At 59.9% G+C, this 12457-nt stretch carries 12 protein-coding genes; 3 read left to right on the top strand and 9 right to left on the bottom strand.

What is annotated here, in order from left to right:
• Positions 1–258 precede the first annotated feature (258 nt).
• From prfB to F6X24_RS06820, 8 genes are all read right to left on the bottom strand, one after another.
• A protein-coding gene (gene prfB / locus F6X24_RS06855) for a peptide chain release factor 2 (RefSeq protein ID WP_151087296.1) occupies positions 259–1336 on the bottom strand; the annotation gives its coding sequence in 2 pieces (ribosomal slippage) (positions 259–1275 and positions 1277–1336; 1077 coding nt in all).
• Between the two features lie 202 nt (positions 1337–1538).
• On the bottom strand, positions 1539–2603 hold the full coding sequence (locus F6X24_RS06850) for a branched-chain amino acid aminotransferase (RefSeq protein ID WP_151087295.1): 1065 nt from the start codon (positions 2601–2603) through the stop codon (positions 1539–1541).
• Between the two features lie 100 nt (positions 2604–2703).
• Positions 2704–3255 (bottom strand): cob(I)yrinic acid a,c-diamide adenosyltransferase, encoded by a 552-nt coding sequence (locus F6X24_RS06845; protein WP_151087294.1) that lies wholly within the window; start codon positions 3253–3255, stop codon positions 2704–2706.
• Positions 3256–3386: 131 nt separating this feature from the next.
• On the bottom strand, positions 3387–4127 hold the full coding sequence (locus F6X24_RS06840) for an ABC transporter ATP-binding protein (protein WP_151087293.1): 741 nt from the start codon (positions 4125–4127) through the stop codon (positions 3387–3389).
• A 15-nt stretch (positions 4128–4142) separates the two neighbouring features.
• A complete protein-coding gene (locus F6X24_RS06835) occupies positions 4143–7022 on the bottom strand; it encodes a tetratricopeptide repeat protein (protein ID WP_151087292.1) in 2880 nt (959 codons plus the stop codon).
• Positions 7023–7074: 52 nt separating this feature from the next.
• Positions 7075–7362 (bottom strand): Asp-tRNA(Asn)/Glu-tRNA(Gln) amidotransferase subunit GatC, encoded by a 288-nt coding sequence (gene gatC / locus F6X24_RS06830; RefSeq protein ID WP_151087291.1) that lies wholly within the window; start codon positions 7360–7362, stop codon positions 7075–7077.
• Between the two features lie 97 nt (positions 7363–7459).
• Entirely contained in the window at positions 7460–8233 is a 774-nt protein-coding gene (locus F6X24_RS06825; RefSeq protein WP_151087290.1) for a lysophospholipid acyltransferase family protein, read from the bottom strand.
• Between the two features lie 50 nt (positions 8234–8283).
• On the bottom strand, positions 8284–8892 hold the full coding sequence (locus F6X24_RS06820; RefSeq protein WP_151089543.1) for an NUDIX domain-containing protein: 609 nt from the start codon (positions 8890–8892) through the stop codon (positions 8284–8286).
• 136 nt (positions 8893–9028) lie between these two features.
• Between F6X24_RS06820 and F6X24_RS06815 the strand changes: the two genes are divergently transcribed.
• From F6X24_RS06815 to F6X24_RS06805, 3 genes are all read left to right on the top strand, one after another.
• Entirely contained in the window at positions 9029–9265 is a 237-nt protein-coding gene (locus tag F6X24_RS06815; RefSeq protein ID WP_151087289.1) for a hypothetical protein, read from the top strand.
• 9 nt (positions 9266–9274) lie between these two features.
• Positions 9275–9886 (top strand): DUF4252 domain-containing protein, encoded by a 612-nt coding sequence (locus F6X24_RS06810; protein ID WP_151087288.1) that lies wholly within the window; start codon positions 9275–9277, stop codon positions 9884–9886.
• A 156-nt stretch (positions 9887–10042) separates the two neighbouring features.
• Positions 10043–10555, top strand: coding sequence for a hypothetical protein (locus F6X24_RS06805; RefSeq protein ID WP_191906484.1), 513 nt, complete (start codon positions 10043–10045; stop codon positions 10553–10555).
• 237 nt (positions 10556–10792) lie between these two features.
• Here F6X24_RS06805 and amaB read toward each other — a convergent pair whose 3' ends face one another.
• Positions 10793–12394, bottom strand: coding sequence for an L-piperidine-6-carboxylate dehydrogenase (gene amaB / locus F6X24_RS06800; protein WP_151087286.1), 1602 nt, complete (start codon positions 12392–12394; stop codon positions 10793–10795).
• Positions 12395–12457: the final 63 nt, after the last annotated feature.

Raw genomic sequence — 12457 nt, 5'->3', positions numbered from 1 at the left:
CGAACCGGACATCCTAATCATTACGGAGTTGTTAATTTATCAATACCAAGCATTTCGGCAAGTAAACCAAGTACTTACAGCCGATTATAAAACGTACAGAATATTGGCTCTGGCTAGGCAAAAAATTACAGGTTGAGATGCATGCCTACTATTTTCTCAGTAATCCCAGCAAAACCCGACCTCTGCTCAAGCAAAAAAAAATCCTCACCGATAGGGTGAGGATTTTTTAATGAATTTATTATGAAGTAATTAGTTCGACTAACTCTGCATCAGAAATCCTTTAATATATTCATCCAAATCGCCATCCAGCACATTCTGCACGTCGGTGCGCTCGATGCCGGTGCGCAGGTCTTTAATGAGCTTATAGGGATGTAGCACGTAGTTGCGAATCTGGGAGCCGAAGTCGATGCGCTTTTTGGTGGCTTCCACTTTATCGCGCTCCAGGTTGCGCTTGTCCATCTCCTGCTGGTAGAGGCGCGACTTGAGCATGCGTAGCGCATGTTCTTTATTCATTAGCTGGGAGCGCTCAATCTGCACGGCGATGATAATGCCGCTGGGCGCGTGGGAGAGGCGCACAGCAGTTTCGACCTTGTTCACGTTCTGGCCGCCCGCACCGCCGGCCCGGAAGGTATCCCAGGAGATGTCGGCCGGGTTTATCTCGATGTTGATTGTATCATCGACCACCGGATAGGCGAAAACGGAGGCAAATGATGTATGCCGCCGCCCGCTGCTATCGAAGGGCGACATGCGTACCAGCCGGTGCACCCCGATTTCGCTCTTGAGATAGCCATAGGCAAACGGTCCGTCGATTTCGAGCGAGGCCGACTTGATGCCCGCGCCTTCGCCGGGCTGGTAGCTCAATTGCTTCACCGTGAAGCCTTTGCTTTCGCCCCACATGATATACATGCGCATGAGCATCTCGGCCCAGTCCTGGCTTTCGGTGCCGCCGGCGCCGGGGTTTATGTCGATGATAGCCGGCAGCTGGTCTTCCTCATCAGAAAGCATGCGCTTAAACTCCAGCGCCTCCACCTTCTTTTGCGTGGCGTCGTACTCAGCCTGCACTTCAGCCTCCGTGGCCTCGCCTTCCTTGTAGAAGTCGTAGAGCACTTCGGCATCGGTCATGGCCTGCTGCACGGCCTCGTAGTCGTCGGTCCAGGTTTTGAGGCCTTTGATTTCGCGCAGCTTGGTTTCGGCGGCCTTGGAATCGTCCCAGAAATCGGCGGACATTGTTTCGGCTTCTGCCTTGATTACCTGCTCTTTACGATTGTCGTAGTCAAAGATACCTCCTCAGAGCCTCGACGCGGCCCCTCAAGTCCTTTATCTGGTCTTGGGTCATATAGTGTATGGGTAATGTAAAGCGCTGGAAACAGCTGCCATCGCAAAGGTCGGCAGAAAGCGATTGTCCTTACGAGCGCCACGAAGTGAAGCGCGGCAATCTTTCCTCATCGCCAGGTTATTTCTCCTAACGACCAAGGAAGGATTGCCGCGCTTCACTTCGTGGCGCTCGCAAGGACAAAAAATATAGTATTAATACTATATTATACAGCCACCATCCAGCCGTGCGGGTCGGGGGCCTGGCCATTGCGAATGGCGTCGAGGGCCGCTCCTACCCGGCGCGAAAAGGAGGCATCAGTCAGTGCGGGCAGGTCGTAGTCGTGGCCTTCGTAGCCCATAGTGGCAATAGTGGCAATGGTAGCAGCCGTGCCTACGCCAAAGGCTTCGGTGAGGCGGCCGGCGGTCAGCGCGTCAATTATTTCGCGGCCCGATACGCGGCGCTCTTCCACGGGCAGGCCCCAGTCGCGGGCCAACTGCAGCACCGAGCGGCGCGTGATGCCGTCGAGGATGGAAGTAGAAAGCCCGGGTGTAATCACTTTACCGTCAATAACAAACATTACGTTCATGGCGCCCGACTCTTCGACGTACTGGTGCTCGGAGGCATCGGTCCAGATAAGCTGGTGGTAGCCTTCCTGCTGCGCCAGCTTGCTGGGGAGCATGGCCGCGCCGTAGTTGCCGGCATTTTTGGCGTAGCCCGCGCCGCCGGCGGCGGCCCGCACATACTTCTGCTCGAAGCGCACCCGCACCGGCTTGGTGAAGAACGCCGCTACCGGGCAGGTGATGATGCCAAAGTGGTAGGTATCGGAGGGCCGCACGCCCAGCGCCCCGTCGGTGGCAAACATAAAGGGGCGGATATAGAGCGAGCTGCCGCTCATGTCGGGTACCCAGGCGGCGTCGAGCTTCACGAGCTCGCGCAGGCCCTGCATAAAAATATCTTCCGGAATGGTCGGCATGGCCATGCGCTCGGCCGAGGCGTTGAGGCGCTGCCAGTTGTCGAGGGGCCGGAACAGAGCCACGCTGCCGTCGGCCTGGCGGTAAGCCTTCATGCCTTCAAAAATGGCCTGCCCGTAGTGCAGAGCCGAGTTGGCGGGGCTGATTTGCAGCGGACCGTAGGGAACGATGCGCGGCTGCTGCCATTCGCCCCCGGTAAACTCTACCGTCAGCATATGGTCGGCGAAGAGCTTGCCAAACTCCATATTGGCCGGGTCGAGCTTGGTGAGCCGCGACGCGGTGGTGGGCTGTACGTCGATGGTTAAGGTATCCAGCATAGCGAATCGGGAAAAAAGCTAAAAATCGGCGGCCCGGCAACGGGCCGTCAGTGGGTGGGATGGGGAGAGAAGAGTGTAGTATACGTAAGCAACTGCTAACCTAGACGCGCGGTTTCCAGGTAACCTCGGCCACACCGAGCGCGTGGGCCATGGCGCGGCTGAGCACAAAGAGGTAATCGGAAAGCCTGTTGAGATACATTACCACGAGGTCTTCCACCGGCGACTCTTCCCGCAGGTGAATAACCAGCCGCTCGGCACGGCGGCATACGCAGCGGGCCACGTGCCCGAACGAGATGGATGCATGACCGCCCGGCAGCACAAACTCGCGCAGCGGAGCCAGCACCTCGTTCAGGCGGTCCATCTCCGTTTCGAGCAGGGCCACGTCGGCGGCGTGCAGGTCGGGCAGGCGCTGGCGCGGGTCTTTGCCAGGGTCGGTGGCCAGGTGCGAGCCGATGGTAAAGAGGCGGTCCTGGATTTCCTTCAGGAAATCGCGGTGCGGCGCATTCACTTCCTGGTCGCGCAGCAGTCCGATGTACGAGTTCAGCTCATCTACCGTGCCGTAGCAGTCGATGCGCAGGCTCGACTTAGGCACCCGCGTACCGCCAATGAGTGAGGTAAGGCCCTGGTCGCCGGTTTTGGTGTATATTTTCATTTAATAATCAGGATTTTATTATTTAAAATTTATTTATTATTTAATATATCTTAAATATACCAGGTAAACAACCTACCTACTTCTTCCCTACAAGATGAAAGACAATGCTGGCGGCCTTGCCCTAAAGGCTGTTAATGACTGTAGGAATTGATAGCCGGCTGCGTCACACTATGATTAGAGTCGTCCGTTTCGATGAGGCCATCGCGCAGGCGCACAATGCGGTGGGCGTAGTGCGCGATATCTTCTTCGTGGGTTACCATAATAATGGTATTGCCCTTGGCATAAAGCGCCTCAAACAGCCCCATAATTTCGTAGCTGGTTTTGGAATCGAGCGCGCCCGTAGGCTCATCGGCGAGCAGCACGCTGGGGTTATTAACGAGCGCGCGGGCGATGGCCACGCGCTGGCGCTGGCCGCCGCTCAGTTCATTGGGGCGGTGGCCGGCGCGGTCGGCCAGGCCTACCGAGCGCAGCGCTTCCAGGGCCCGCTCGTTGCGCTCGCGCTTGCTCAGGCCGGCGTAGATGAGCGGCAGGGCCACATTTTCGAGCGAGGTGGAGCGCGGCAGCAGGTTAAAAGTCTGGAAAACGAAGCCGATTTCCTTGTTACGCACCTCGGCCAGCTGGTTGTCGCTCATGCGGCTCACATCCTGGCCATTAAGGATATACTGGCCCTGGGTGGGCGTATCGAGGCAGCCCACAATATTCATGAGCGTACTCTTGCCCGAGCCCGAAGGGCCCATAAACGCCACGTACTCGCCACGCTTGATATCGATACTCACCGAACGCAGCGCGTGGATGTGCTCGGTCCCCATCACGTATTCCTTGGCGATGTTGGTGGTCTGGATAACGAGGGGTGTGGGGTCGGTGAGGGGCATACAGCAAAGGTAAAATCAGCGAGCGGGCACCGGCGGCTGGTCGAATGACGCGCCTGCCGCGGCGTGGGCTGCCTGGTGCGCCGCAAATTGTGTCAGCAAGTTAGCGTAGTCAGCGGGGCTAAGGCGCGGCCGCAGCTGGCCGAGCGCCGACTGGCCAAGGTCGGCCAGCCCCGCATCGGCGGCGGCCAGCGCATAGGCCTGCAGCAGCAGTAGCGAAGCGGGGTTTTCGGTAAGGCCCTTAGTGAGCGCGTCGTAGGCATCGGTGTACGCTTTTTGGGCGGTGAAGTAGCGGGCGGCAGCCAGCACGGCTGTTTCGTTGAAGGGCGTTTCGTTGACAATGCGCGTGTAAAGCTTGCGCTCAACGGCAGATTGGTGGCGCAGCCCGGCGAGCGCAGCCTGGGCGTAGAGCAGCGAACCTTGTGGCAAAGCCCAAGGGTCTTTATTCTTCACCCAGTTTTCGGCTCGCCTTACCTCATTCGCCATCAATTCGGGTTGGTTGGTCTGGGCCAGGTCAGTTAACTTTCTAGCTAGCCAAAGTGACGTTTCTACTTCACCATAGTTCTCCGCTTGATTAACTTTATAAAGTAGTTTGTTAACAAGCTTTTTGGCGGCCGAGTCTTGGACCGAAGCCATAGCCTGGCGAAAGGCAAGGATAGAGTCAGGTGGTAAAGGAATAACGAACCGAGCGAGTAGCTGCGCTGGCACGGCTTCTCTAAAGCCACTTTGCACTGCTCGCCCAAATTGCGCCGTTGCCGTGGCATACTGCTGCTGCTGCAACTGCCACAGCCCCAGCACATACTGATAATACCCGGCCGCAGGCGTACTGCCCACCGTGAGCGGCGCCAGCGTCTGGCGGGCAGCCAGCTCCTGGCCGGCCGCGTGGCGCAGCAGCGCTTGCAGGAAAAGCAGCTGCTCGTAGTAGACCTCGTTGCCCGCCCGCGCAGACAGCCGGACCAGCGCCAGGACCATATGCTGACAATCGGCCGGCTTGGCTGCCCGGATGGTTAGCAGGGCCGTTTGATAGAGCTGGGCAAAGCTGGCCGCGTCGAGGTCAGCAGCAGGAGCTGGCAGCGCGGGCAGCGGGGCCGGCGCGTGGGTCAGGAGCTGCACCAGCTGCTTGTTGGCCAGCAGGGCCGGCTCATCTGGGGTGGCTGGCGAGCTGGCGGCCAGCTTTTGGGCAGCCGGTCCCAGGCCCTGGCTCAGCAGGAAGGCGAGCTGATTGGTACGGCTCACGTAGCTGCCCGGCTTGAGCTGCTCGGCTTTATCAAGGTAAAACGCCACCGAATCGGTAAGCGCCGAGCGGGTAAACAGCTGCGCCATATCGGAGGTGAGCGCAAAGCGGTGCGGCGCGGCCCGTCGGGCCTGGCGCAGTACCTCCAGCGCATCCAGAAAATCGGCGGGCTCGCTGAGCAGGGCGTTCAGGTGCAGCGATACCTTTTCGTCGGGCCCGCGAAGCAGCGCCCGGCGCAGCGCATTCAGCTCGTTCTGGCGCTGGCTCCGAAAACGGTACAGGGCGGCCCGCCCCAGCTGCGCTGGGCGGTTGAAGCGGTCAAGCACGTCGCCGCTTTCGGCGTAGTAGCGCTCGGCCAGCAGGGCCAGCGGCAGGTCGTCGGGCCGGGCCTCGCTCTGCTGGCGGGTGAGGTCGCCGAGCTGGTTGTACTGCCCGGCCTGCACCAGGTTGAGCAGGGGCCAGTTGTTGCGCAGCTCATATAAAAACAAGCCGCCGATACCCAGTATATATACCAGGTAAAAGGGCAGCCGGCGCGGCTCAAATACGACCCGGTACACCCGCAGCCGCTGCCGGATAAGGGCGCCAAAATTGACCAGCACATAAAGAAAGAAGGCCGCGCCCACGGCCAGTAGCGCCTGCCCGCTGAAGGCACGGGCGGCGGTGAGCAGCGGGGTATTGGCCGTGGCCAGGGCGTAGCCCAGGGCGCCCGCGGCCGCAGCCACCAGCAGCCAGTAAAGCGGCCGGGCCGCCGCGTAGGGCAGCCAGCCGGCGTAGCTGGGCGCCCGCTCGCGCAGGCCCAGCCCGCCCATTAGCACGGCCGGCAGTAGCAACAGCAGCGGGTCGAGGTGCAGGCCGGCACCCAATGCCAGCGTATTATCGTTCCAGCAATAAAGCGCCAAAGCCCCCAGGTAAAGCATACTAGCCAGTAGAAATGGCAGCAGCCCAAACCGGCTTTCGGGGCGCTCGGCCTGGGTGTTAAACCATAGCAAAAGACGAATATTCTCCCCTCCTACCCATAGTACCAGCGCCGCTACCAGCGCCGCGCCGGCCGGCGTAGCGTAGGCAGCCAGGTGCAGCACCGTTTCGGACAGCGGCAGTCTGGTACGGATTAGTACGAGGGCCGCCAGCCCAGCCAACAGGGCGCTAAACAGCGCCACCCGCCACCCGGCCCGCACTTGCTCGCCAAAAGCGTGCAGCCCCAGGGCCGCCGTGCCCAGCACGGCCAGCATGAGGTATAAAAAGTACTGCCGGGTATCGTCAAAAATGCCCAGCGCGTCGGCATTAAGCGACATGAGCAGGAAGATGACAGGCATCGTACCGGCCAGAAAGGCAGGCCGCCGCAGCATACTCACTACGGCCAGCCAGCCGGCCAGCGCCATACCCAGCACCGCCAGCCACAGCGCCGCCGCCAGCGGCTGCGTGTAGGGGCCGCTCACCTCGTGCGTCAGCGTAGTAATAAAGCCGTTGACGGGCATAGGCAGCCGGGCCGGCCCTACGGCTATCGAGTCGAGGGTGAGGGGCACCGGGGCCAGGTGCGGCACCAGCCGGATGGGCAACACAGCATTGTCGCCCGCCACATAATAATATACTACCCCCAGCAGAGCCAGCCCGGCCAGAAGGGCGGGCAGCCCCGGCAAGCGGCGCAAAAAGGCAGAATCAGGCAAGAGTTGGCAGCATTACAGGTAGAAAGCAACAGGGCGCGGGCGCCTGCCCACGCTAATCCAGCACCTTGGGCACGCGGAAGTAGTCCGAATCCTTGCGCGGGGCATTGCGCAGGCCATCCTGGTGGCTTACGGTATTGCGGGCCTCATCGTCGCGCAGCACGTTGATTTCGTGCGACAAATGAACGAGCGGCGCTACGCCTTCGGTATCAACTTTCTCCAGCTGGGCCACCCAATCCAAGATTTTATTGAGGTCGGTGAGCATCTGACCTTCGCGGGCCGGGTCAAATTCGAGGCGGGCCAGGTGCGCCAGGCCACGCAGGGTTTCGAGGTCAGCTTTCATGTAATACGGGTAATAAGGCAATGGATACTGAGAAAAAAGGAAGTAGCAGGCAGATAAGTCGAAGTATACCAAACAACTACCTATCCCTTCTTACCTGTCACCAAAACTTACTGGGCTCCGGAATGCCCCGGCCTTCGGGCACGAAGTCATCGGCAATCTGAGCGGCCACTTTCGCTTTCAGAGCGGGTACATCTTCCTGGGTAAGGCCTTTGGTACTAATAGGCTCGTGAAACACGACGCGCAGCCGCGCGTGACGCACCCGCAGGCCGGCAACGGAGGGCATAAACTTGTGGTTCAGGGGCATGCTCACCGGCACAATCGGCACGCCGGTAGCAATAGCCAGCTGAAACGCGCCATCCATAAAGGGCAGCAGCTCCTCGCCGGGTTTGGGCCCAATGGTACCTTCTGGGAATATGGCCAGCGGCCGGCCATTGAGCAGCCCCTGCCGGGCCTGGGCCATGGCCCGGCCGCGGCTCACCACGCTGCGACGATTAACCGTAATATAAGTTTTGCCGAATATCGGTCCCCAGAGCGGAAACTTTGCCAGCGTGTCTTTCCCCATCATATTCAGGAAGCCCGGGATGGTGTAGAAGAGCACCAGAATATCAATGTAAGAGCCGTGGTTGGCTACGTAGATGCAGGGCTGCGGTACCGGCGCGGTGCTTTCGTGGATAATTTCCAGCGGCACGCCCCACATCAGGATGGAGAACTTAGCCCAATTGCGATTAATGGCGTGCAGGTAGGGTCGCCACTGCGGCCGGCGCACCAGAATGAGCTGCAGCGGGTAGGTGACAAAAAAAGGAAGTACAAACCACAGCGTAGCCCATGTAGTGTAGAGCCGATGGCCAAGGTAACGCAGAAAAGCAGGCATAAGGGCAAATTTACGGCGAATAGGGCGTAACTACCCGTGGCCTATGCCGGCTAAGTGGCCTGTGCCGGCGGCTGGGCACCATTTCTGGCGGCCAGCACCCGCTCCGCCTTCAGCAGGCCCGCCACGCTGATAGCATCGGTAATGCGGTCGGCCATAACCAGCTCAACGGCTTGCGCCAGCGGCAGCTTCCAGAGGCGCAGGTCTTCGGTTTCTTCGGGCTCCCACTCGCTTTGGGTCAGGTCTTCGGCCAGAAACACGAAGCCCTCTTCGTCGGTAACCGAGTTGGAAGTGTGCAGGCGGGCGATGCGCGTCCAGCGGGCAGCCAGCAGGCCGGTTTCCTCGCGCAGCTCGCGCCGGGCCGATTCGAGCACGTCGAGCTCGACGGGTCCGCCGCCCATCGGTATTTCCCAGCAGTACTCGTTGAGCGCGTACCGGTACTGGCCTACCAGCCAGGTATTGCCCTCCGGGTCGAGCGGTACAATTCCGATGGCTTTATTTTTCATGGACACCACGCCGTACACCCCAGGACCGCCTTTGGGGTTGATAATCTGGTCTTCGCGCACCCGAATCCAGGGATTCTGGTACTTCACTTCCGAGCTTAGCGTCTGCCAGGGGTTGTGCGTTTCGTCGAGGTCAGCGGGGGGCTGCGAATAAGTCATCAGGCGCGTGGCTAAGTGGAATGCCGGCAAAAATAGCCCCCGTCGGGCGGCCCGGCCGCCCAAACCCCGCGCCAAGCCGGGCCGTACTACGCTTAGCCCGGCTGCCACTCACCTTCCGGCCACCGGGCCTGCTTCTATGGCTGATAAGACTCAAAAGCCCGCCGACGACTCGCTGCTTAACCTCAAGTTTGCCCAGGCCGAAGCCGACCTGGCTGCCAAGACTGGTGGCCTCGGCCCCATTACCAACGACTACATCTCGACCGACGAGGCCGACGAAATAAGCCGGGCCGACGGGCCGGTCGATAGTCAGGGCCAGCGCCGGGGCGAAAACGACGCGCCCCTTAAAGGTGACTCGGCCGGTGCGCATAGCTAACCTCACTTTATGCACTTCCTTGATAGTAGCCCCAGCTGCCACCGCCCCCTGAACACGCGCATCTGGCTTCAGCTGCTGGCCCTGGGCATCGCCATTGGCCTGCTGATGCTGAGCGGCTGCCGCGCCGGAGGGCCGGGCACGCCTGCCCGCACCGTATCGGCTTTTTTTGCCAAATACCGCGACCGGCCCGGCTTTCGCACCACCGAGTGGTCGGCCGACCTGCTACAGCGTCTGGCGCTCGTGCGGGTGGGTAAGCTACTGGGTGGCAATGACCTTACGAATGCCATCACGGGTATCCGTACGGCACGGGTGATGAGCTTTACGCCTACCTCGGGCAGTGCCCAGGGCCTCGTACGCGAGGGCCTCAATAAGGAAGTGAGCGGCCTGCTGCAAGCCGAGCGCTACACCTCACTGGTGAATTCGAATGGCGGAGCCGCTACCTACCAATATGTGGTAAAAGCCTCGGGCGACCAGGTGAGCGAGCTGGTCGCTACCGGTGCCCTGCCCGATGCGCTGGGCTCGTTTGTGCTGGTGCAGGTGCAAGGCAATTTCACGCGCGCCCAGGCCGAAGCCCTGAGCAAAGTGCTGCCCGAGGTAGTGCAGCAAACGGCAGGTAAGTAAGCACTTCAGTAATTAAAAACTCAATTTAGTGGTGGTCATTGCTACTGGCATTCAGGCAACCCATGCGTGCCAGTAGCAATGATTACGCTACTTTAGCAGCGGCAAATACTTATATCTGCCAGCCCTTAGATGCGGACACTGCTACTTCTTGCCACGGTGCTGGCGCTGGCTAGCTGCCATAAATCAAGTCAAAGCCCCAGCTTTGACTTTGGCCTGGGCGACGGTTTCTCACACCGTGATTCCCAAAACCTGCCTAACGGCAGCCAGGACCCCACCGACTGGACTACTGATGCAACTTGGAATGCCCAGGAAAAAGCGCTGTTCAGTGACCTTGGTATTTCACTCGACAGCCCCCAGCAGCCTGACTTTATCGACTATACCGCAGTGTATTCTAATCCTGCGACCAATGCTACTTGGCTTGTTCAAAGTAAGCAAGCCTATGGAGCTGTGCCTCCAAATTTTCTGGCAGCCGCCGTTATAGTGCGTAGCAATTACCAACTTGTGCTACGGCTGCCTCAACGCCCCGCTAGCAAGGGAAGCCTCGGTTTCGTCTTTGACTATGCTAAGCTGGGCCTGCAACCGGGCGAAATGGCTCGGCTTTACTATGTCCTCTTTGATACTAGCGGCCTGCTATATAAAGGCCACGGTGATATTCGTTTCGCGCAGTAGTTCAAATACCGGGTGAAGCTATGGACGTAAGTCTGAGAGCAATTTAACGTCCTACTGAGAGCGCAGCAAAGTATTGCAGTGGAAGATGGCTTGATAATCCGAATGCCAGCATTCGAAATGCGTCACCGCAGGTAGCACTACTTCTTTTTAAGCACTAAATACCTTCTACACAGATTTTACCAAAAAGCCTCATTCAATTTAAAAGCGAGGCTTTTTGGTAAAAAAATTATATATTTCCTATATATCAAACTTAATACCCTGCGCCAGCGGCAGCTCGGTGCCGTAGTTGATGGTATTGGTTTGGCGGCGCATGTATACCTTCCAGGCATCGGAACCCGACTCGCGGCCGCCACCGGTTTCCTTTTCGCCGCCGAAGGCGCCGCCGATTTCGGCTCCGCTGGTGCCGATGTTCACATTGGCAATGCCGCAGTCGGAGCCCGGCGCGGCCAGGAAGGCCTCCGCCTCGCGCAGATTCAGGGTAAAGATGGCCGACGACAGGCCCTGCTTCACGCCATTTTGCAGGGCAATGGCTTCCGCTACCTCCCCGCTGTACCTGATAAGATAGAGAATGGGGGCAAACGTTTCGGCCTGCACCGTGGCGTAGTGGTTTTCGGCCGCTACCAGCGCCGGCAGCACGTAGTGCCCACCGTGCAGCTCGGCACTGCTGACTACCTGGCCGCCAGCCAGCAGCGTAGCGCCTTCTTGCTGCACGCTTTCGAGGGCCGAAGTGAAAAGCGCCACCGCATCGGCATCGATGAGCGGGCCTACCAGGGTGCCGGCCTGTAGCGGGTGGCCCACCGGCAGCTTGGCATAGGCGGCCAGCAGGCGCTGCGTTACCTCCTCATAAATACTGTCGTGAATAATGAGGCGACGCGTGGTAGTGCAGCGCTGCCCGGCCGTACCTACCGCCCCAAATACGATGGCTCGCATAGCCATATCCAGGTCGGCCTGCGGGGTAAGAATAATGGCGTTGTTACCGCCCAGCTCCAGCAGGGCGCGGCCCAGGCGCTGGCCCACGGCCGCGCCCACCGCCCGGCCCATGCGGGTGCTGCCCGTGGCCGATACCAGCGGCACGCGCTCATCGGCAGCCATAGCGGCGCCTACGTCGGCGTGGCCCAGCACCAGGTTGAAGACGCCTTCGGGAATATCGTTTTTTTCTAATACTCCACGAATGATGTGCTGCACGGCCACGGCGGCCAGCGGCGTTTTCTCCGAAGGCTTCCAGATGCTGACGTTGCCACACACGGCGGCCAGCATGGCATTCCAGCTCCACACCGCCACCGGGAAGTTAAAAGCCGAGATAATACCCACCACCCCCAGCGGGTGGTACTGCTCGTACATGCGGTGGGCCGGCCGCTCCGAGTGCATGGTGAGGCCGTGCAATTGCCGGCTCAGGCCCACGGCAAAGTCGCAGATGTCAATCATCTCCTGCACTTCGCCTAGGCCTTCCTGCAATATCTTGCCCATTTCGTAGCTTACGAGCTTGCCCAGCGCCTCTTTGTGGTGGCGCAGCTCGTTGCTTATCTGGCGCACGATATCGCCGCGCTGAGGGGCGGGCACCAGCCGCCATTTCAGGAAGGCCTGCTGGGCAGTTTTCACCACGGCGTCGTAATCGGCTACGGTAGCCAGGGTTACGGCCGCAATGCGCTGGCCATCGGCCGGCGACACAATAACTTTCTGTGGGCCAGGGGTAGTGCTCCACTGGCGGCCGGTACTAGCAGCAGGGTTTTCCGGCTTTATGCCGAGCTGCTGCAGCACGCCGCGGATGCCATGCGGGTCGGCGTGGGGGTGGGCTACAGTTACATCGGGCCGGGTGGCTTCTTCAAGAGCTTGCTTCATGGGGTGGGAATAGGGGACTGCTTTTGCCAAAGGTAGCAGCGCCGGCCAGGTGTGGGCCGGCGC

Origin of the sequence: Hymenobacter baengnokdamensis (assembly GCF_008728635.1) — a bacterium.
Taxonomy (GTDB): domain Bacteria; phylum Bacteroidota; class Bacteroidia; order Cytophagales; family Hymenobacteraceae; genus Hymenobacter; species Hymenobacter baengnokdamensis.
Note: the sequence above shows the minus strand (reverse complement) of the source record. Positions and strands in the feature narration are given on the sequence as shown.

Bases quoted from the DNA above. Each gene is read 5' to 3' on its own strand.
- F6X24_RS06825 (WP_151087290.1), bottom strand. From the start codon at position 8,233: ATGCCTGCTTTTCTGCGTTACCTTGGCCATCGGCTCTACACTACATGG.
- F6X24_RS06815 (WP_151087289.1), top strand. From the start codon at position 9,029: ATGGCTGATAAGACTCAAAAGCCCGCCGACGACTCGCTGCTTAACCTC.
- F6X24_RS06850 (WP_151087295.1), bottom strand. From the start codon at position 2,603: ATGCTGGATACCTTAACCATCGACGTACAGCCCACCACCGCGTCGCGG.
- F6X24_RS06810 (WP_151087288.1), top strand. From the start codon at position 9,275: ATGCACTTCCTTGATAGTAGCCCCAGCTGCCACCGCCCCCTGAACACG.
- F6X24_RS06820 (WP_151089543.1), bottom strand. From the start codon at position 8,892: ATGACTTATTCGCAGCCCCCCGCTGACCTCGACGAAACGCACAACCCC.
- gatC (WP_151087291.1), bottom strand. From the start codon at position 7,362: ATGAAAGCTGACCTCGAAACCCTGCGTGGCCTGGCGCACCTGGCCCGC.
- F6X24_RS06840 (WP_151087293.1), bottom strand. From the start codon at position 4,127: ATGCCCCTCACCGACCCCACACCCCTCGTTATCCAGACCACCAACATC.
- F6X24_RS06845 (WP_151087294.1), bottom strand. From the start codon at position 3,255: ATGAAAATATACACCAAAACCGGCGACCAGGGCCTTACCTCACTCATT.
- amaB (WP_151087286.1), bottom strand. From the start codon at position 12,394: ATGAAGCAAGCTCTTGAAGAAGCCACCCGGCCCGATGTAACTGTAGCC.